The 20,890-nt window shown below is 46.3% G+C and carries 20 protein-coding genes; all 20 read left to right on the top strand.

Translation table 11 applies throughout. The annotated features are described in order from the left end of the window. The first annotated feature begins 128 nt into the window (after positions 1 to 128). Positions 129 to 1,622 carry a TldD/PmbA family protein gene (locus tag B5Y67_RS22205; RefSeq protein ID WP_088228568.1) on the top strand — a complete coding sequence of 498 codons (1,494 nt, stop codon included), beginning with the start codon at positions 129 to 131 and terminating at the stop codon, positions 1,620 to 1,622. Beyond that, positions 1,619 to 2,938, top strand: coding sequence for a metallopeptidase TldD-related protein (locus B5Y67_RS22200; RefSeq protein ID WP_088228567.1), 1,320 nt, complete (start codon positions 1,619 to 1,621; stop codon positions 2,936 to 2,938). The genes B5Y67_RS22205 and B5Y67_RS22200 overlap by 4 nt, the downstream gene beginning before the upstream one ends. Before the next feature lie 19 nt (positions 2,939 to 2,957). Further along, the gene (locus B5Y67_RS22195; RefSeq protein ID WP_088228566.1) at positions 2,958 to 3,719 is read left to right on the top strand and encodes a histidinol-phosphatase; all 762 of its coding nucleotides are present in this window, start codon (positions 2,958 to 2,960) and stop codon (positions 3,717 to 3,719) included. A 12-nt stretch (positions 3,720 to 3,731) separates the two neighbouring features. Beyond that, positions 3,732 to 4,223 (top strand): hypothetical protein, encoded by a 492-nt coding sequence (locus B5Y67_RS22190; RefSeq protein WP_088228565.1) that lies wholly within the window; start codon positions 3,732 to 3,734, stop codon positions 4,221 to 4,223. An 82-nt stretch (positions 4,224 to 4,305) separates the two neighbouring features. Continuing rightward, positions 4,306 to 5,001, top strand: coding sequence for a hypothetical protein (locus B5Y67_RS22185; protein ID WP_088228564.1), 696 nt, complete (start codon positions 4,306 to 4,308; stop codon positions 4,999 to 5,001). A gap of 82 nt (positions 5,002 to 5,083) precedes the next feature. After that, positions 5,084 to 5,443 (top strand): YlbF family regulator, encoded by a 360-nt coding sequence (locus tag B5Y67_RS22180; RefSeq protein WP_088228563.1) that lies wholly within the window; start codon positions 5,084 to 5,086, stop codon positions 5,441 to 5,443. Positions 5,444 to 5,503: 60 nt separating this feature from the next. Further along, a complete protein-coding gene (bshA, locus tag B5Y67_RS22175) occupies positions 5,504 to 6,640 on the top strand; it encodes an N-acetyl-alpha-D-glucosaminyl L-malate synthase BshA (protein ID WP_088228562.1) in 1,137 nt (378 codons plus the stop codon). A 37-nt stretch (positions 6,641 to 6,677) separates the two neighbouring features. Continuing rightward, a complete protein-coding gene (locus tag B5Y67_RS22170; protein WP_088229047.1) occupies positions 6,678 to 7,586 on the top strand; it encodes a MoxR family ATPase in 909 nt (302 codons plus the stop codon). Next, on the top strand, positions 7,564 to 8,916 hold the full coding sequence (locus B5Y67_RS22165) for a VWA domain-containing protein (RefSeq protein WP_088228561.1): 1,353 nt from the start codon (positions 7,564 to 7,566) through the stop codon (positions 8,914 to 8,916). The genes B5Y67_RS22170 and B5Y67_RS22165 overlap by 23 nt, the downstream gene beginning before the upstream one ends. Positions 8,917 to 9,265: 349 nt before the next feature. Then, on the top strand, positions 9,266 to 9,436 hold the full coding sequence (locus tag B5Y67_RS22160; RefSeq protein WP_047810796.1) for a 4Fe-4S binding protein: 171 nt from the start codon (positions 9,266 to 9,268) through the stop codon (positions 9,434 to 9,436). Between the two features lie 129 nt (positions 9,437 to 9,565). Beyond that, on the top strand, positions 9,566 to 9,994 hold the full coding sequence (locus B5Y67_RS22155; protein WP_088228560.1) for a transcriptional repressor: 429 nt from the start codon (positions 9,566 to 9,568) through the stop codon (positions 9,992 to 9,994). 153 nt (positions 9,995 to 10,147) lie between these two features. Next, entirely contained in the window at positions 10,148 to 12,310 is a 2,163-nt protein-coding gene (locus B5Y67_RS22150; protein WP_088229046.1) for a glycosyl hydrolase, read from the top strand. 86 nt (positions 12,311 to 12,396) lie between these two features. Next, entirely contained in the window at positions 12,397 to 13,458 is a 1,062-nt protein-coding gene (locus B5Y67_RS22145) for a methionine synthase (protein ID WP_088228559.1), read from the top strand. Positions 13,459 to 13,507: 49 nt separating this feature from the next. Continuing rightward, entirely contained in the window at positions 13,508 to 13,708 is a 201-nt protein-coding gene (locus tag B5Y67_RS22140) for a DUF1858 domain-containing protein (RefSeq protein WP_088228558.1), read from the top strand. Positions 13,709 to 14,294: 586 nt separating this feature from the next. After that, positions 14,295 to 14,744, top strand: coding sequence for a LysM peptidoglycan-binding domain-containing protein (locus B5Y67_RS22130; protein WP_088228556.1), 450 nt, complete (start codon positions 14,295 to 14,297; stop codon positions 14,742 to 14,744). 378 nt (positions 14,745 to 15,122) lie between these two features. After that, positions 15,123 to 16,505, top strand: coding sequence for a dihydrolipoyl dehydrogenase (gene lpdA, locus B5Y67_RS22125; protein ID WP_242976084.1), 1,383 nt, complete (start codon positions 15,123 to 15,125; stop codon positions 16,503 to 16,505). Between the two features lie 368 nt (positions 16,506 to 16,873). Then, positions 16,874 to 17,305, top strand: coding sequence for a division/cell wall cluster transcriptional repressor MraZ (mraZ, locus tag B5Y67_RS22120; protein ID WP_170932773.1), 432 nt, complete (start codon positions 16,874 to 16,876; stop codon positions 17,303 to 17,305). 16 nt (positions 17,306 to 17,321) lie between these two features. Continuing rightward, positions 17,322 to 18,254, top strand: a complete 933-nt coding sequence (rsmH, locus tag B5Y67_RS22115) for a 16S rRNA (cytosine(1402)-N(4))-methyltransferase RsmH (protein ID WP_088228555.1) — start codon at positions 17,322 to 17,324, stop codon at positions 18,252 to 18,254. Positions 18,255 to 18,284: 30 nt separating this feature from the next. Further along, entirely contained in the window at positions 18,285 to 18,773 is a 489-nt protein-coding gene (locus B5Y67_RS22110) for a septum formation initiator (RefSeq protein WP_088228554.1), read from the top strand. A gap of 55 nt (positions 18,774 to 18,828) precedes the next feature. Beyond that, positions 18,829 to 20,883 (top strand): penicillin-binding transpeptidase domain-containing protein, encoded by a 2,055-nt coding sequence (locus B5Y67_RS22105; RefSeq protein WP_088228553.1) that lies wholly within the window; start codon positions 18,829 to 18,831, stop codon positions 20,881 to 20,883. Positions 20,884 to 20,890 lie beyond the last annotated feature (7 nt).

Here is a 20,890-nt window from a genome sequence, read left to right as displayed (position 1 = left end):
TAGCCACAGAGAAGATGCCTTGCAAGTTTGGCAACAGACGAGTTTCATCTGTCTCTATGGTATAATAAGCCTATCGATAAGGAAAATTATAGGTCAACACTATAGTCTAGGGAAACAGGAGGGCAATTGTGGAACAAAAGGAGCTTAAAACATTCGTTCAGACAGTCTTGACTGAAGCCTCAACCTTTGAGGGGTATGTGATAGTACGTGCTCAGTCTCGCCGGGAATGGAGCATGCGTCTTAGTAACGGTCGTTTTGAGCGTGTTTCAACGGGCGAAGACCATGGCTTTGGGGTTCAGGCTTTTACCGAGAGCGGGGCGACAGGTTTTGCCAGCTCTGATGTTTTAGAGAAAGAGGTCGGGCGAAAACTGGTGGCAAAGGCTATTCAGCTTGCCCGCAGAAATGAAGCACTTGGGACGAAGCTCAATCGTCAGATTTGGGATACGTCAAAGGTTATAGCAGAAGAGGTGAATCCGGCACAAAAGGCTTTCGGAGAAGTCCCTTTGGCTGATCTGGAGGAGCAGGTTATGACCTTGCACTCAAGGATGAAAACAGCCTTTTCTCAAGCTGTCTGGCAGACCAGTTACCGACAAGCCGAAGAGGTCTGGTGTATCGGAAGAACTGATGGTACCCTGGTATCCTTTGCAGTTCCCAGAGCGGTACTAATGCATCAAGGGACGGTACGGGCCGAAGGAAAAGCACAAAGCACACTTAGTCACCGCAGTGGGATGGATGCTTCAATTCTTTATGCAGAATTAGCGGATCATAGCCTGGAAGAGAAAGCGGTAAACAGGGCCAAGTTTGCTCAGGCCGTATGTACCGCTCCCCAGCTGCCAAGCGGTCATTATCCCCTCATCATTGACTATGGATTGGCTAAAGGTTTGGCTCACGAAGCTTTTGGGCATGCGGTAGAATCCGATCATATGAATGAGTCGGTACTTGGAGAAAAAGGAAAACTGCGAATTGGTTTGCGAGTAGCAAGACCCGGCGTCCATATTATTGACGGGCCTCTTGTGGGAGATTGGGCCTATCAGCCCTATTCAGCCAACGGGCTCCTGCGGGAAACGGTGACGATTGTTAAAAATGGAGTCCTGGAAGCCGGACTTGGAGATGTTTTTTCGGGACCTGAAGCCGGTATGCCGGTTACCGGAGCCGGGAGGGCAGAAAGTTATACCAATGTTCCTTTGCCGCGCATGAGTAATATTCGCCTCTTGGTTGATCGACTACTTCCTTTGCCGTCATCCCTGCCCTTAATGGATGAGGTGAAGTCAATTCGCGAAATCCTCTTAACCAACGGGGAACTTCTGGAAGGACAGAAAAACCTTCTTCTCTTGGGATATCGGGGCGGGCAAGTTAATCCCAAAACCGGAGATTTTGTCTTTCAATGCGATGGAATCATTGATGTTGCTGATCCTGATTTAGCGATTTACCAACCTTCGATTTTCAGCGGCAAGATCCTTTCGGCTTTGGAAGCAATTCGGGGCGGCTTGGGTGAAGGTTGTTTTGATGCTATTGGAACATGCGGCAAGGGCGGTCAAGCGGTTCCATCAAGTGGCGGAAGTCATCGCTATCTGCTAATGGACCCTGATCAACAAGTCAGTTTGGGAGGGACACTGGGATGAAACTCGTTGCGCAATTAGAGGATCTTTTTTATCGCTGTCAACAGGCCCCGAAGGACGAGAATTTGCGTTTATCCGCATGGCGCCTTTTAGTCAATGAATCACAAGTTGTCTCTTTGGGGATTAAAGATAATTCTCCTGGAGGAGTATATACCCCTCCAAGCTATCGGCAGAAGGAAAGCGGAGAGGTTTTCTTAGTCTGGGCAGATGGAACTTGCAGCGAGGCTATAGTCCAGCTCCAGCCTCAGAGTACGGCAGAATTTTGGGAGCAGAAAATGCAGCAGTGGAAGCAAGCTGCTTACACGGACCCAGAAGCTTCCCATATTCCTGCCCCCGAACCGTTACCTCTCGTGGCCGTTGAAGACAGAATTGTCCGGGAAATTATCGAGGGTGATGATGACGTTATATTTGATCTAGCCAAGCAGTGGCTTGAGGAAAAACCGGATAGGGCCAAAGTTCAAGGCAGCATCCAAGCTGCATGGGGATATCGCAATGTCCGAACCTCTACAGGCCTGGCGGTGACGTATCAACAATCTCAATTTGTGTCTTGGTTTTCCTTTGACAGTTTAGTTGGGGGCGGCTTTGCCAAACGCAGACTTATTCTTCCGGAAGAACAAAAAAAGTTATGGGCACAGACGGTGAAACGCTATGAAGCCCTGGCTGGAGAAGCGTCTGCTGTTAATCCTGAGACTCAGGTGATTTTTGCTCCGGCCATGACTGAGGAACTTTTGGGACAGTTTATCGTGCCTAATTTCTCTGGAGAACGAGTCATCGAAGGGCAGGGAGCCTTTTCCAAGGAAAATTTCGAAACACACAAAGAAGTCTTTCATCCCCAGTTCTCTCTGACGATTGATCCCCTTCAGCCGCTTGAAATAGGCTCCTACATGGTTACTTCTGAGGGAGTGCCGGCCGTTCAAACTACTTTGGTGCAAGAAGGAAAGCTGCAAACGCCTTTTCTGCGGGTAAAAGATGCCCTTCGTTGGGGTTTGAAACCGACAGGGCTGCCTCACGGGGCTGCAGGGCTATATCTTCGGCATACCGTTGAGGAAACTTGGAATAAGATTCTAAGTACTATTGAGGACGGTGTTTTGATTTTATCAGTCCTTGGTTTACATACTCAAGATGCTGTGGCGGGATCGTATTCTCTCAGCGCTCCCCATAGCTTGCGAATTATTAAGGGAGAGATTGTTGGACGCGTTGATGTTAAATTATCAGGAAATTTCTTCAGGGATCTGGCCGCAGCCACGACTAGGTTAGGACGTTCTGATTTGAGCCTGCATCCATACCTCGTGGTAAGGACCGGGGTGCAGAAATTATAGAGAGAGGGGTTTAAAAGAGATGTTGGATTTACATGTTCATCTTCTGGGGCACGAAGACCGTGAGGCCAATCGGCAAAACATTCGGGCCTTTTTAGAGGAGGCTTCCCGCAAAGGGCTAAAGGAAATCGGATTTGCCGATCATGATTATTATTGGGAGCAAATGAATTTCCCCCTGATCCGAGAGGTAGCCGAGGAGTACCCGCATCTGAAGGTTCGAATTGGTCTGGAAGCTGACTATCGGCTAAGGGAAGAAGAGAGAATTCAAAACCTCTTGCGCCAGTTTCCCTTCGATTTTGTCATAGGGTCTGTTCATGAAATTGCGGGTTGGGCTTTTGATGTTCCGGAAGAAGAGCCGAAGCATCATCAGCAAGAGGCGGATAAACTCTATCGGGATTATTTTGACCTCGTGACCAAGGCGGCTCAAAGCGGGCTATTTACAACAATCGGCCATTTCGATCTGATTAAAATTTTTGGAGTGCGGCCAACTACGGATATTTTAGCCCTTGCCGATGAAGCGTTAACGGCGGTTGCTGAAAAGGGCCTGGTTTTAGAAATAAATACCAATGGAAGATATAAACCTGTCCGGGAATTTTATCCGGAGAAACGGCTGCTGGAAGAAATCAAGCGGCGAGGAATCAGCGTTACCTTAGGTTCTGATGCTCATAGCGCGGAAGTTGTCGGCCGAGACATTGATGAAGCGATTCTTATGCTGCGTCAAATTGGGGTGTCAACAGTCATAGGGTTCAGAGGTTTTGAAAAACTTACCTATACCTTGTCATAAGGGGGAGGAGCCTTGTCATATCCGCTTAACGAAAAATGGCTGATTGAGGAGGGTGCCGCTCAGGCCTTGGTAGCTCTCTTAAACAGTCAGCAAGGAAAAGACTATAAGATTATTAAGCATGCTGACAGACCGGATATCGTCATCGAGAATCAACGGAATGGAAGTCGTTTGGGAGTTGAAGTAACGCACCTTTTTTACGATTCCGATGAGGCGAGAGCTGTCTTTGGCAGATCCCATGCTCAAAGTCACTCACCTGAATATATTGAAGAATATATTAGACGCCTCAATGTCCTTCTTGAACAAAAAAGTGAGAAGGCAAAAGGGTATAGTCACGAAAATCCCCTGGCTCTTTTGATTCGAGTAGTTTCTCCGGTTTTTCACATGGTTGATTTTGAAGTATATGCCTCTAAAATCCAGGTTCCTCCTTCAGATTTTGCAATAATCTGGTTGTTGTTTTATAATTTTCAAGCCCGTGCCTGGACACTGCTTGAACGACTGCGCTAATTGCCTTTTTGGGCATAGACTCTCCTTAACGGTGCAACACTACCAAGTGTTAGTGTTTTGGTAAAGGAGAGGTGTTGTGTCTATGCCTTGGATGGAAATAGAAATTGATTCTTCATCGGATTGGAATGAAGAGGGCCTGGAAGATTGGGCGTTAGCTCTGGGGGCGTTTCTGACAGAAAAAGGAACAGGGTTGAAGCCGGAAATTTGCAGGTCGCTGGGATATAATGTGGTTCATATGGGAGAAGAAGGGGTCGGAGCGTTGACCTTGCGGAGGGCAGAACGCCTGGTGCTTTTAGACGGCTTAGAGCTGAAAGATACGGTCGATTACGATTTTGCCCGTTTTGTCGTTCGTTTCGCCGGTCAGATGGGCGCCGTCGGAGTTTGTGCCTCTATCCAAAGCCTCGATGAACGAGCGTTTTGGGAGAAAATCGGAGGAGTTCTGCGGCCGGATCCTGTTCCGCTGGAAGATGACGTTCAACGAGAAAAGGTGGGCATCCAACAACTTACTAAGTTTTCCTTGCTTGTTACCTATGAAGAAGAGCCTGTTCTCTGCCTTGAACCCATTACAGTTAATTGTCATGCACAGGGAATCATTAGTCTATCGCAGCGTCGCTTGGAGAAAATGTATGGCGGAAATCCCTTAGGGTTTGCAAGCTGGAAAGCGGTTCATTGCCCTTGGCTAATCAGCAGGGAACAATGGCAGGATTTTTTGGCTTACAGTCGTTTGCAAGCATTTGAGCTCTTAGCAAAACTCGTCTTTCATAGCTCGTCAATTTAAAAACTTACTATTTGTTTCAAACCGCAAATTTTTATATAATATTGACAATCATTTAGATAAAGAGGGAAAGAGGGGTTAAGAAATGGCGGCACATGATTTGGCTCACGAATTGGCCCGTACACTTAAAGAATCAGCTGAATTCAAGCAGTTTCACAAATCAAAAGCAAAGGTTATGAGTGATGCTAATAATCATAAGATGGTTCGTGAATTTCAATTAAAACAGTGGGAGATACGTGAGGCGCAAATGTTGGAACAAGAAGTCAGCGAGGAAAAACAGCAAGAGCTTGAACGTTTATATAGTCTGGTGAGCATTAATCCGGCAGCGAGGGAATATTTGGAGGCTGAATTTGAAGTGTCACGAATGGTTAATGATATCCAGAACATCATCGGAGAGGCCATTCAGGATGCCATGCCTATCGGCTTTGAGGATATGAATTCCTGAAAGGCGGCCTCTTGGCTGGTTTGACAAAGACTATGCCAGATTCGAAGTGGGTGCTTGAGAATGAAAATTGGAATGGTTTGTTACCCGAGTTATGGAGGAAGCGGTGTTGTCGCTGCTGAGCTCGGCTATGCATTGGGTGAGCGAGGTCATGAAGTCCACTTTATCTCTTCGTCTCGCCCTTTTCGCTTACATCGCTATCATGAGCAGCTTTTTTTTCATGAGGTAACTGAGGTAAGTTATCCTTTGTTTAAAACGGCACCTTATACCCTGCTGCTGGCCAATAAAATTGTTGATGTCGCCAATTATGCAGAGTTGGATATTATTCACGCCCATTATGCAATTCCTCACAGTATCAGTGCTTATTTAGCTGTGCAAATGATGGCGAAGCCGCTGCCATTGGTTACGACACTGCATGGAACGGATGTCACCTTGGTCGGAGCCTATGAAGAGTTTTTTAAATTAACACGCTTAGCCTTAAAGGTGAGTGACCGCCTGACCTCTGTTTCTCACGCTCTAGCTTTGGAAACAGAAAAGACGTTTGGAAAAACAGATCAAGGAATCCAAGTAATTCCTAATTTCATTGATCCCAAAGTTTATCGTCCTTTAAGCAGTTCAACGCGACGATGCGGACAGTATTTTGCTCCTCAAGGCGAGAAGATTTTAGCCCATATTTCCAACTTCCGAGAGGTAAAACGCGTGGTTGACGTTGTCTATATTTTTGCTCGGGTTGAGAGGAGGGTAGATTGTCGTTTATTGCTGGTAGGAGATGGGCCTGAGATGAGCCGGGTAGAACGAGAGGTGCTGAGACTGGGTTTAGAAGACAAGGTCCAATTTTTAGGCAAGCAGGAAAGCGTTCATGAGATTCTCCAGATGGTCGATATCTTTCTGCTTCCTTCGGAACAAGAAAGCTTCGGGTTAGCAGCACTTGAAGCAATGGCATGCGGAGTTCCCGTCGTTGCCAGCAGAGTCGGTGGATTACCGGAAGTTGTCCGGCATGGGAAAACGGGCTTCCTGAAGAAGGCAGGAGATATTCAAGGAATGAGTGAAGCGGTCGTGGAGCTGCTGACTGATGAAGCTCGATACAGAACATTTTCTCAACAAGCTGTTCGCTGGGCAAGAGAGACATTCCCGGTGGAGCGGGCGGTCTCGGAGTATGAGAAGGTGTATGAGAGCGTGGTTCATGAATTGAGAACATGATTTTAGGAAATGTGAAAGGGGGAGGACTATGAACAGGATGACCCTTGATCAGTTTGAAGATGCTTTGGAGGAAATAGGCTATATTACAGAGCGGGATGATCGGATCGCCCTTACGGCCTTTTTAGCCACGGAGTTAGGCAAGCCTCTTTTGATCTCCGGACCGGCGGGAGTTGGCAAGACAGAGATTGCTAAAGTTCTCAGCCAGGTTTTTGGGGCGCCTTTGATTCGTTTACAGTGTTATGAAGGGTTAGATGAAACGAAAGCACTTTATGAATGGAATTATCAAAGGCAACTTTTGAAAATTCAGATGAGTCAGGATAAGTTAAAGGAGGAAGACCTTTTTTCTTCGGATTATCTGCTTCCTCGGCCATTGCTGCAAGCCCTTGTCAATCCCGAAAAAAGTGTCTTGTTAGTTGATGAAATCGATAAGACAGATTCTGAATTCGAGGCGTTTCTCTTTGAATTATTAGGGGAATTCCAGGTGACCATCCCCGAGATGGGAACAATCAGGGCTCAAGAACCCCCGATCGTTGTTTTAACCTCCAACGGGGAAAGAGATCTTTCCGATGGGCTAAAGCGGCGATGTATTTTTCTTAATGTAGAGCCCCCATCTGTCAACAAAGAAGTTCGAATTTTGCGTAAAAAGGTTGCGGATTTGCCGGAACGCTTGGCTTTAGAAGTGGCTCGCGCCGTTCATATTTTGCGGGGCAGGCTCTCCTTAAATAAGGTGCCTTCAGTTTCGGAAACGATGGATTGGGCTAAGGCTCTGCTGGTTATGGGAAAAAACGATTTGGATCCTGCCTGGGTGGAGGCAACCTTGACCTTGTTATTAAAAAGTCAAGACGATGTAGACTTGTTTTATCGCGAAATGGGGGCGGAACGCCTTCTCTTCGAAGCGAGCAAACTGGGACAAGAGGAAAGGCATGCTCATGGAAAACAATCCTGAGAGAGTGAGTGAATTAGACCGCCATTTGGTTGAATTTGCCCAATTATTACGCTCTGTTGGCTTAAAGATCAGCCCTTCGGAGATTTCTGATGCTGCGCAAGGATTAACGATACTGGGGATGGCAGATAAGAACAAGGTTGAAGCGGTATTGCAGGCAACCCTTGTTAAAGATGCCCGATATATCCCCTCGTTCCAAGAAGCCTTTCGGGCCTATTTTGCCAGTAAGGAGCAAAAGGAAGTGTGGCAGAAGGAAACGGCAGAAAAAGCCAGCCAATGGCAGGGACAGTTGGAGCAGGCAAGGCAGGATTTGCGTTTTCAGGGAAATGAGTTGGAGATTACGGAAGAACAGAGGGCTGTTTATGCAAGCCTGCCTGAGAACGATAAACAGCGAATAAAGGATTTTCTGGATAAGTCAGCACAGGGGACAAAAAGCGGGATCCCCGTTGATCATACATATCAGCCTATGGTTGAACGGGTTTTGCGCGGTTCTTTGGAATATTGGCGCAAACGGTTAAATGAGGACGATCCGATTCTTTCGCCGGGTTCAACTGATGCTTTATTGTCAGAAGTTGAACGGGCACTGCGGGAACGCGAAGCAGATGTCTTAAGCCGGGACTTAAAAAAAATATCCCCAGAAGAATGGCCGGAAGTGACACGCCTGATTCGCCGTCTCAGTCAGCGTCTTGCCACCCAGGTTACAAGGCGCTATCGTGCTGATCACAGGCGCGGGGGGGTGGAGATGCGGGCAACGCTGCGCAAAAATCTGCGTTATGGCGGAGTGCTCGTGGAACGGAGTTACCGCTCCCGGCGCAGGGCACGACTTAAAATTGTTTTGCTTTGTGATATTTCGGGGTCTATGCTCAAATATACCGAGTTTATTTGGCAATTTATTTATGGACTTTCTGAAGTCGTCAAGGGGATTAAAACTTTTGCTTTTGGCGAAGCTCTCATTCCTTTATCAGGACAATTAAAAAAAGAGCAGACATTTGAGGAAATGGTTAAGGAAACCCTGAAAATTTCGGGAAAAGAATGGGGCGGAGGGACAAATTTTGCCAATGCTTTGCTGACTCTGCAACAGGCCTTTCCGGCAGCTCTGGCGAAACAAACACTCTTAATCATTGTCAGTGACGGTCAAACCTTAGAAGGAGAAAAGGCGGCGGCTTTATTAGAACAGATTCGGCGCCATGTTCATGAAGTTCTCTGGCTGAATACTCTTCCTAAACGACGTTGGCAGGAGACTCCTTTTGTTCAAGCATTTCTGCCGAGCTGTCAAATGTATGAATGCTACACCCTAAGCCATTTAACTCAAATTTTGAAGCAACAATTCTAGGCTGGGAGTGTTTATTCTGAGAGCAAACAGAGCATACTATATATGAACTATTTGTTCTCAATTACACAAAGTGAGGGAAGAAAAATGTTAGAAAAATGTAGAGCCTGCGGTTTTGAACATGAAGATTTGGAACATGTACTTTTTCGAAGAAATCATGTGAGTAATCGTGTCCTACCTTATTGCTCACATTGTATGCGCCGATTATACCAGGTGCCTTATAGGCCGGAACGTGATCTATAATTCGGGCTAAATTATACATCATGCCCTGAAACATCGTTTTTATGCTTGCCTTTTTTCCTAAGCTTTGGTATATTGACTTTGAAGTTGGAGAAAAAGGGGATGTTTATTCATGGCATATGTTATTAGTACCGATTGTATCAGTTGTGGTGCTTGTGAAGGGGAATGCCCAGTTTCAGCTATTAGCGAAGGCGAAGATCGATACGTTATTAATGCAGATCTCTGCATTGACTGCGGTTCTTGTGCGAGTGTTTGTCCTGTTGAAGCACCAAATCCAGCTTAATTGACAGCACGATTGAAGGATCTCAAAAAGGAGAGTTATAACTCTCCTTTTTCATTGACAAACAACTTACATTAGTTTAAAATCTAATTAAAAGTCATTTTAAATTACACGGGAAAGGGGGTTTTCTCTTTGGATGCGATAGAAATTCTTAAACAACTAAAAGATAAAGGTGTCCGCTTTACACCTCAGAGGCAGGCAATTTTGGAATTTCTCCTTGGTACTACGACTCATCCCACTGCCGATGAGATTTATCATCATGTCAAGGCGAAGTTTCCAGGTGTGAGTTTAGGGACCATTTATAATACATTGAACATGCTTAAAGTTCATGGACATCTTTTAGAATTGTCTTACGGGGATATGTCAAGCCGCTTTGACGGCAATCCTCATAACCATTACCACATAGTCTGTTCAAAATGTGGTAAAGTCGTAGATTTTCATCGCCCCCTCATTGATCTTTCTCAGGAAGCTCAGGAAAAATCCGGCTTCGTGATTCTTGGCCATCGTCTGGAATTCTATGGTGTCTGTCCGGAGTGCCGCCAGGATGAGGTGCTGAACTGATTAGGATCGCTATGAACGACCAATGAACCCCCTTGTGCAGCAGTGACAAAGTCACCTTATGCCAAGTGGGTTTATTTTTTTAATGGCAAGGGTTTTTGAGGTTTTGCACGAATATAAATGCGTATAAATCTTCTGGGTTTTGAAGGAGCTATTATGTTCAATCGACGCATCATAATTTTTTTAGCAGCATTCGTTTTAGTCATCGGATCATTATGGTGGAACTGGCACAATCCTGCAGGATTGGCTCTTCAAGGGAGCCAAAATGGAACAAGCTCAAGCCGTTATATACAAGCCTTGGATGGGACGTGGGATTGCTTTTCTTCGTTACGGCAGGCCTGGACAACGGAATCTGAACGTTCTCAAGGGAAAACTAACCAATCCATATTAACTGCCGGACGTCCTCTGACAATACCTTCAAGTGAAATGTTTTCCATAGGGGCGAAGCGCTTTCGTGTACCGGCAGAATGGAGCTCCAGAACCATGCTGCTTACCTTAAACGGGGTACAGGGGCATGTGTCGGTTTACTTAAATGGGACAACAAGTCCTGATAAAATAGGAGACTTTGAGGGAAGCGGCGGGGCGGACGTTGTGGAGATACCTCCCAAGGCATTTCGCTATGGGGAAGATAATGTTTTAATCGTTGCACTTTCCTCAAGTATTCAGCAGCGAACCATGTTTTTAGGGTCATCCTGGCCGGAATCGGGACGAATTACAGGGGACGTTAATTTAGAGGCCGTGGTTGAAACGACCTTGACTGAACCGCAGTTCAAGGTTACCTGGAATGAAACGACTGCCCAGGTTGCAATTACAACAGGGCTTTGGCACCATGGCTTTACCCCCGAAGGTCCTTGGACGGTTTACGGCGTTATTTCCGATGGATCAGCAGGTGTTGCCGAACAGACCATTACGGTTCAGCCTCAGAATAATGCTGATCATCAAGCGGTCAATCTCATATTTACAGTCCCGAATGCCCGGCGCTGGACGCCTCAATCGCCTTTTCTCTATCAGCTGCATCTGACGGTAACGAACAATCGGGGTGATATTGATGATTTAGCAATTCCTCTGGGACTAAGGACGATTGCTTTTTCGTCCGGGAAATGGCTTTTAAATGATCAGGTGCTTGCCATTAAAGGCGAGGCTTTAACGCCTGATGAGGAATACAAGATTCGTCATACCGGTCAATTGGCGTCTTGGCTTAAGGGTGAACAGCGCAAAGGGATCAATCTTATCTACTTCATAGGCCAGTACCCTGATGATCTCTGGCTGAAAACGGCCGATCAGACGGGGATGGGTATATGGGCAGAATTACCCGCTGTCGGGGTTCCTTCCCGTCGGCTTCCTAAACCTGAAGATGCGCTTAGGGTTACCTCGGAAAAAATGATCCATCCCTCACTCTGGGCTTGGACAGTGGGTAAGGGGTTAGACTCCGATTCAGCGGCTCAGACCTATTTGCAACAAACAGCAACAAAGGTTCAGCCTGATTTGGCTTTTGCCATTAAAACCATGCCGAGTTCCGTTACCGGACTGTCCGATGCCCAGTCTTTGGTGGTGCAAGGCAATAAGATTCAAGGATCTTGGGGAGAGGTCAAGGCAGAATCTTCCCCTCAGCCCAGTCCTGCCTGGGCAAAAGAACCGATAGTTTCGGGATTCTGGGCTTTGCTGATGATCTTTTTAACTTGGATGAATATCCGATCCGTTACTTGGCGTTATAAGGAATTAGGAGCAGTTAAACCGAGAAGGCGTTTGCGCAATGCCTGGCTGTGGAACGGATTGCTTGTGCTGGCACGGGAAGGTTTAATTGGCGGTCTGATCACCTCGGTTTTATATCGTATTCCTACGAATTTCAGCCCTTGGTTTGTTCATTTATCGCCAGGCATCGAATCCTTGCAGGGGCAATCTCCCTGGCTGATCTGGGGATTGTTAAGCCTGCTGGGCTTGCTTATCAGGCTATTGCAGGTTGGTGTTGCTGCTCCCCATTTGCCTAATGCTCCTCATGTCTTAGGAGTTCTTTATTGGCTTGAACGTCGTTATTACTTTGCGGTCTTCGTTGCCCTTGGCTGGGCTGCATTGTCCTGGGGAATTCCAGTTTATATTCCATTGCTCGGTTATGTGCTGTTTAGTTGTTTGCTGTTTCCTCTTCGTGTTCATGATATCCATCGTATTGGGGGGCGTTACTTGCCCTTCTTGCTGGTACCGGGAATTTTCGCGGGTTTTATCCTGGTCTGGGGAGCTTTTCACTATGCAGATGGAATCTATTTGTGGCATCTGCTGAGAAATTTAGATTTAAGGTCCTTATCCTTTAAGTTTTCTCTTTAAGGCTGCGGAGAGAATCTGTAAAACTTTATGCCACTATAGTTATGTCTTTAAAAAGATAAAGTACTAACCGGAAAGGGGTATGGCCAATGAATAACGTTCAGTTTAAACCGAATTTCTTGACCTCGGGGGTTGGCAGTGTCCCTCATACCAGGGGCAAAGAGGCTTTGGAGTTGATCTGGTCGGGTATCCCGCGAGCACCTCATTGGCCCCAGCTCCCGGGACTGGGGGCTGAAAGTTCCTTTGTTGCCCAATATCTTAATGCTTTGTTGGAAACAGGCGTTATCGAAGATGTCAATGCTCCGAAGTTTCAGATTGAAGCGAAAGACTGGACGGAACGGATGACTGCTTTCTTTGAACTATATTTAAAGGCCCTTGAGGGTAGCGAAGAGGCTTTGCAAAAATTCGGTTTTAGTGACGCAGGCGGGGAAGGTTTTGAATTGTTCTGCCGCGACTTGGAATTAAACGGAACTCGCAATGCGGTCCTTTTAAAGGGACAGCTTAGTGGATCATTGACTTTGGGAATGCAGATAACGGATAATCAGAGAAAAGCCAGCTATTATAACGAAACTTTAAGAGATATGCTGGTCAAGAACTTGGCAATGCATGCGGAGTGGCAGACGAAACGACTCCAATCCTTTGGCTTACCTGTACTGATGACTATTGATGATCCTGGTCTCTATGCTTTTGGTGCCTCGACTCACGTGACCCTCGACAGAACTCAACTTATTGAGGAGTTGAATATCATCGCCGGAGGAATTCTTAGGCAGCAGGGAATTCCGGGTGTTCATGTTTGTGCGGGAATGGATTGGACACTAATTTTTGACTCCGAAATCAAAGTCCTTAATTTTGATGCCTATGGCTATATGCCTAGTATGATGGTCTTAGGGGAGCCTCTCAATCAATTTTTGCAGCGTGGGGGAATCCTTTCTTGGGGGATTGTACCTACAAATCATCATGCCTGGGAGGAAAATGGTGACAGCCTTAGAAGACGCCTGGAAGGGAATATTCGGGAGCTTGTTAAACGGGGTGTGGATGAGTCCCTGCTGCGGCAGCAAAGTATGCTTACCCCCAGCTGCGGAACAGGAACGTTAAGTAAAGAATTAGCTGAACATATTTATCAATTGTTAGGGGACATCGGGAGTCATTAAAGGATATGGATAACAGTGAATGAACAGTTTCAAGAAGGAGAGCATGGGAATGCTGACAAAAGAGATGACGGTTGGTCAAGTTTTGAAATTATATCCTCAAACGGTTCAGATTTTTTTAGAGTTGGGTATGCATTGCCTGGGCTGCCCTTCGTCGGCTACGGAAAGCCTGGAAGGAGCCGCCTTGACCCATGGGCGGGATCCTAATAAATTAGTTGCTCAGCTTAATGAGGCAATTGCGGGGAAAGGTTAAAGTGCTTTCTTGGTGAGGAAAAACAAGAAAATAGAGGGAGAACATAAGCTGTTTTTAGCGCTGTAGGAACATAGGGGAGCTGACTTGCGTCGGCTCTTTTTTTCTGCTATCCCCCCCACGCAATCTTGATGGGCTTTACCGGCTCTCCATGCAATGAGTTTTTCCCCGGCATATGGTACAGCCAGCGGCTTCATTTAATTGTGAGACTCCCACTTCTACAAGTGGGAGTGGCCCCGATGTTCAGCTTTAGCTGAACGAGTTCACTTAAGTTAAGGCTAGCTAAAACGAGATTTCTTTAAAGAAATAGCGAAAAACTTGGACTAACTATAAACTGTCAATTGGAAAGCGATAAATACAAAGTGAATATTATAAATTACTGTTGACCTTTCTCGCTATATGCCAAAGAAACGGTACATACATTCTTTAAAATAGGACATTCATCAAATGCGAAAATAGTTCTGCAAATAAATTGCAAGAAATTCGTGGTACATACACAATATAACTAATAAACCATATATTGTTATTAATCAAAGAGAAAAACATCTGCTTAATCTAAATGATCTGAACACTGAAGGAGGAAATTAATATGGAATTACGTTCCGTTGCTTATAATCCTGCACTTGGTATGGGTGGCATGACCGGCATGTCGGGAATGTCAGGTATGGCTCCGGATGCTCAAGGAATGGCAGGGATGCAGGGTGCTCAAGCAATGCCTGGAATGATGGGTGGTCAAGCAATGCCCGGAATGATGGGTATGCCGGAAGCGGGAATGCATCATGGAATGTATGTAGATCCTTGTTGTCCGATGCCTTGTCCCCCGATGCCGTGCCCTCCGGAACCAATGGTGCACTGCCCTATGCCAGAGCCAACTCCTGCTCATGAGGTTTATGTCGTTAAAAAAGGTGACACTGTTTACAAAATTGCTAAACGTTATGGAACAACGATGCAGGCGATTATACTGGCCAATGACTTGCGTAACCCAGACCTGATTTATCCCGGTCAAATCTTATTTATCCCTGGAGCTTCTGCTTACTAGACTTTTTTTGATCTCTGAAAGAAAGTATCATTGAAATCCCACGGAGACGCTGCAATAGCTTTCGCAAAAATATAAAAAGTAAATTAGCCCTATAGATTGCGTTTCGATTTCGATATGCTCCCCCTGTGAAACAGTCAAGATGGTAAACTGTTTATTACAGGGAGGAGCACTTTCATTTTTTACGTCTTTAGGGGCTTTTTTTGTACCCAAAAAGTTAGAATGCTTGGTCGAATTGACATTGTATAATCATTTTGCAATAGTCCTAATCGTATACATAAGCTACATTCAGCGAATAGTATAGGCGGTATTGCTTTTATGCAGGGAAAATGTTGGGGAAAGTCGAAATATCATAGAAAGATGGTGGAAGGAGTGGAAGCTGTGTCTTATCAGGTTGGGATTCTTGGCGGCGGGCCAGGTGGATATGTCAGTGCTTTACGGGCTGCTCAGCTAGGCTTATCTGTTGTGCTGATTGAAGGGGAGCGCTTGGGAGGTACCTGTTTAAACAAAGGATGTATCCCGACAAAAGCTCTTGTTAAAAGTGCGGATCTCTGGCGTGAAATCCAGCATGCTGAAGAATTTGGGCTGTCCATAGGAGAAAAAGGAGTAGATTATGCTAAAGTAATGGCCCGTAAGGATCAAGTGGTTAATACCCTTGTCGGAGGGATAGAGAAATTACTCAAAGCTGCCAATGTCCGGGTGATTAAAGGCTGGGGCGAGTTTAAAGAGCCGGGAAAGCTCGAAGTGACGACGGACTCAGGGCTTGAAACAATCGAGGCGGACAATATTATACTGGCTACGGGGTCAGTACCAGTTCGTATTCCTATACCAGGTGCAGCTCTTCCTGGTGTGGGGACGAGTGATGAACTTTTGAATGAAACGGAATTGCCGAAGCGTCTGGTCGTCATAGGCGGGGGCGTTATTGGTTTGGAATTTGCTTCCATTTTTCAGGCCTTCGGCGTAAAAGTAACCGTCGTGGAGATGCTTCCGACACTCTTGCCGACGATTGATGAGGAAATTCCTAAGCGTTTAAATCCGTTGTTTAAACGCAGCGGGATGGAGATTTTTACCAGGACGGCTGTCAAAGAGATCTGTCAAGAGGGTGACAACCTCATTGTGCGGGTCGAAGATGCTAAGGGAATAAAGGAGATTCCAGCCGACCGTGTCCTCTTTGCGACGGGACGCAAGCCTAATTTGCAAGGCATTGATACGGCCAAGCTTGGCTTGGAATTAGAAAGAGGCGCCTTGAAAGTCAATGCGCAAATGCAGACAAACCTTCCCCATGTTTATGCGATCGGAGATGCGATCGGAGGAATCATGTTGGCCCATGTTGCTTCAGCAGAAGGAATTGTTGCCGCAGAACACATAGCAGGGCGTTCTGTTTCTATGAGTTACAAAGCTATCCCCAGCGCAATCTTTACCCATCCGGAAATTGCCGCTGTCGGATATTCTGAACAGGAGCTTAAGACTTCCGGCATTGACTATCGGGTCAGCAAATTCCCCTTTTCGGCGAATGGCAAGGCCCTGGCCCTGGGCGAAAGCATTGGAATGGTTAAAATTTTAGCGGATGAGAAAGGGATTGTCCTGGGAGCAAGTATTATGGGACCGCAGGCCAGCAGCTTAATTGCAGAATTGGGGGTCGCTGTGGAAAAGGGACTTCACGCCGAAGACATCGCCCGAACAATACACGCCCACCCTACACTTCCCGAGACTATCATGGAGGCTGCCCATGGGATTATGGGAAAACCATTGCATATGGTTTGAGGTAGCTGTTTTGTACCTGGGGACAAACTTAAGGGATTATAGTATTTTTCTTGGTGCCTATGATCAAAAATTTAAGAGAATTATTTACTAACAATGGTTGCTGCTATTTATGGCTGCAGCCATTTTTTTCGCCAAACCTTCAGGTATACCTGATGTGAACCGCTGGCCATAACGGTAAGTGGACGAGCTTATCATTATACTGCAGCTTATTATGCATACCCCTGCAGTGTGGATAGGCCGAGTGTGCCTGAAGCCAAGGACTTTATTCCTATTTTCTGATTTTCTTTGGAAAACTTTCATTTTAGAGCAGGAAAATCTTTTTGAATGGAGAATAGTGGGATGAAGTGGGGTAAAGTGGGGCGAACAACATGTTTATGGGGGAGTACATTCATACAATTGACGGGAAAGGCCGGCTGATTATACCGGTAAAGTTCCGCGAAGCCTTAGGAGAACGGTTTATTGTTACCAAAGGCTTGGATCATTGTTTGTTTGTTTATCCCATCGCCGAGTGGAATGTGTTGGAAGAGAAACTTCGCGCTTTACCGTTTACTCAACCTAATGTTCGTGCCTTTGTCCGTTTCTTTTTTTCGGGAGCGACAGAATGTGAACTGGACAAGCAGGGCAGAATTCTATTGCCGGCTAATTTACGCGAATATGCGCAATTAGAAAAGGATTTAGTTCTTGTCGGGGTGTCCAGCAGGGTAGAAATTTGGAGTCAGACACTTTGGACAGACTACAGTCGGCAGGCAGAAACTGATTACGCTAGTGCTGCTGAATCCTTGGTAGAGCTTGGTATATAGAAAGGAACGGGTTAATTTGGATTTTCAGCATGTAACGGTTTTGTTGCAAGAGACCGTCGATGGAGTGGTTACTGATCCTTCAGGAATATATGTTGACTGCACCCTTGGCGGAGCCGGGCATAGTCGGAGAGTTCTGGAGAAACTTGACTCCAAGGGGAAATTGATTTGTTTTGACCAGGATGAGCAGGCGATTTATCACGCTCAAGAACTTTTTGGCGGAGATAAACGTGTTTTGTTGGTGAGAAAGAATTTCGAAAATTTAGAGAAGACCCTGGCAGAACTGGATCTCCGACCTGTCAAAGGTATTATTTTTGATCTGGGAGTCTCCTCTCCTCAGCTGGATGAAGCTGAGAGGGGGTTCAGTTATATGCAGGATGCACCTCTCGATATGCGTATGGATTCGGAAAATTCTCTCACAGCGAAAGAGATCGTGAACACCTGGCACGAAGAAGATTTGGCTAAGATTATCTGGGATTATGGGGAGGAAAAATGGGCCAAGCGAATTGCCCAATTTATAGTCCAAAAACGCCAGGAGAGGCCGCTGGAAACGACGGGAGATTTAGTAAACGTCATAAAAGCCGCAGTTCCTGCGGCCGCTCGACGAGACGGCCCCCATCCGGCTAAACGAACGTTTCAGGCCATTCGCATAACGGTAAATGATGAGCTGGGAGTCCTCGATCGTGTTTTGGATCAAGCTCTAAGGTGCTTGGACCAGGGAGGTCGTTTGGGCGTGATTACGTTTCACTCCCTTGAGGACCGAATTGTCAAGGAACGAATGAAATCTTGGCTGGGGCGCTGCACATGTCCTCCGGAATTACCGCTTTGCCGGTGCGGAGCTAAGGCAGTGGCTAAAGTGTTAACACGCAAACCCATTTTCCCTACTGAAGAAGAGATTGAAACAAATCCGCGGGCCAGAAGTGCAAAATTGCGGATTGCTGAAAAAATATAAGGGTCTAAAGCAAAAGGAGGAGGAATACCCTTGGTAGTGGCGCAGGAAAAGATAATGTATCAAGAGCCGATAGACTTAAGATCTGACGGACAAAGCCAACGAATTGTAAAAAAGAGAAAAAGGTCGTCTCATCATGGGAGAAGTATTTTGATGCTGGCCTTCGTAGTTGGATTGACTGGAGCTGTCGGAGCAGAAACGATTCAACTGACGGTTGTTAAAGGCGCACAAATCAGATCTTTACAGAAGGATATTTCTACGCTTAAGGAGCAGAAAGATCTTCTCCAGTTAGAGGCTGATAAATTGCGTTCGGTGAGTCGGATTGAAAGCGTTGCGCTGTCTATGGGCATGGAAAAGCCAGCGGGAACAGTGTATATGGCAGGTACTATTTCTGCAGTCAAAAATCAAACGGGGAATACGCCGCCCAAAGCTACCAACACACAAACTGCTGAGGCTAAACCAACACCACTGCATCAATTTTCAAAGCTATTTACGAGTTTCTTTGCTTCTACACAACGTTAAGAAGAAGGGCGCTTTGGGTACGCAGGAATCCCCGGAAAGGTAGGGGTGAGGACACGTGAGTCCTTTAGTTGTCATGCGTAAACGAATCGCTTTTCTTTTTTTCTGTGTCTGTGCCTTTTTAGTTGTCCTAATCATTCGTTTGGGTTTTGTACAGCTAAGTCAAGGGGCTGATTTGCGTAAGAAAGCTGATGATTCACATTATCGGGGGGTTCCGGTAGCTCCAAAACGAGGAAATATTGAGGACCGGAATGGAAATGTTTTAGCCATGAGCATCAGCAGTGAGACGGTTTACGCAATTCCTGCCGAGGTGAGACAGTCAGGCAAAGCAAAGGAAACAGCCCTAACTTTGTCTAAACTCTTGGGAAAATCTGAAGCAGAGATAGAAACGCGAATTACTAAGCGTTCAGCTTTAGAATATATCCAAAAGCAGGTTAAGCCTGAAGTTGCGGCCCAAATTAGAGCGCTAGCGCTCCCAGGAATAGGGACTACTGAGGACAGTCAACGGTATTATCCCCAAGGAACCTTAGCTTGTCATATTATCGGATTTGCTGGGATTGACAATCAGGGGCTTGAAGGAATAGAGTTAACCAGGGATTCGGAGCTGAAAGGGGTTCCGGGGAGTATACTCCAGGAATTCGGAGCCAATGGCATCCCGCTGCCCCAAGCTGAGCATCAGTATTTGGCGCCTAAGCAGGGGGATACAGTGCGTTTAACTATTGACGCCAATATCCAGGCTTTTGCCGAACGGGAATTGAAGAAATTAATGGCCGGTCAAGGTACTAATATGAACGGACAATCTCCGAAAAGTGCCTCGATTTTAGTAATGGATCCTAATACCGGAGAATTGCTTGCTTTAGCTTCCGCTCCTGGATTTGACCCCAATCATTATCAGGATGCTGATCCCAGCGCGAGGAGAAATATCGCCGTTCAAAATGGTTATGAACCGGGATCAACTTTTAAGATCATTACCTTGGCTGCAGCCTTACAGGAAAAGAAAATTAAACCAACGGAACATTTTTTTGACAAGGGTGCTTATACGGTTTTAGGTAAGAACGTGCGCTGCTGGAAAGCTGGAGGGCATGGTGATCAAACGTTTGTGCAGGTCGCGGAGAATTCCTGCAATCCCGGTTTTATCGAAATGGGACAGCGCTTGGGAATGGACACGTTTTATAAATACTTGCGCGAATTCGGATTTGGACAAAAAACAGGAATTGAGATGTCCGGAGAGGCTCGGGGCATTTTAGCAAATAAGAAAAAAGCGACAGCTTTAGATTTGGCAACCATGTCCATAGGGCAGACGAATAATGTCACGCCTATTCAGCTTTTGACGGGAGTTTCTGCTGTGGCCAACGGCGGAACGCTATTGAAGCCACAGTTGGTGAAAGATATTGTCGGACCAAGCGGACGAGTCGTTACTCCTTTCAAGAAGGAAGAGGTCCGCCGCGTCATCAGTGAAGATACTTCCAAATTGGAACGGGAAATTCTGGAGTCTGTTGTTACGAATGGGACGGGACGACGGTCTTTTCTTCCCGGATACCGGGTGGCGGGAAAGACAGGAACGGCTCAAAAAGTCGTCAATGGAGCCTATATTCAAGGAGAATACATTGCGTCCTTTGTGGGCTTTGCTCCGGCAGATAAGCCACGCTTGGCTATCCTGGCGGTAATTGATGGAGTGCCCTTTTTTGGAGGTGCTGTTGCTGCGCCGGTGGTTCAAAGTGTTATGCTTGACTCTTTGAAATATTTAGGAGTAAAACCGGACTCCCAAGCGCCTTTGACACCAGGAAAACCGATGCCCGGTTTGGAGTTTCCGCCGCTGAAGAAAGCCGCAACGGTTCCTTCTGTCTTGGGAATGACCGTAGCTGAGGCTGAAAAAGCGTTAAATGGAGCTGGTTTTAAAGTTCAAATAGAGGGTCAGGGTGAGACGGTTCTTGATCAGATTCCTCATGGAGATTCCCAAGTTGAGGAGGGATCAAATGTACTTCTCTATCTTGGCAAGGACGCAGCTGCGCCCACACTTGCTCATTGGTGGGAGGATGACGATGAAGACGTCGAAGCGATTAATAGTTTGGCAGGGCGTATCCCTATTTCGGCGAGCCCTTTGGGACAATAATGAAAAA

The organism is Desulfosporosinus sp. FKB (assembly GCF_002196705.1).
Lineage (GTDB): Bacteria > Bacillota > Desulfitobacteriia > Desulfitobacteriales > Desulfitobacteriaceae > Desulfosporosinus.
The sequence above is the reverse complement of the archived record's forward strand: the minus strand, read 5'-3'. Positions and strand labels throughout refer to the sequence as shown.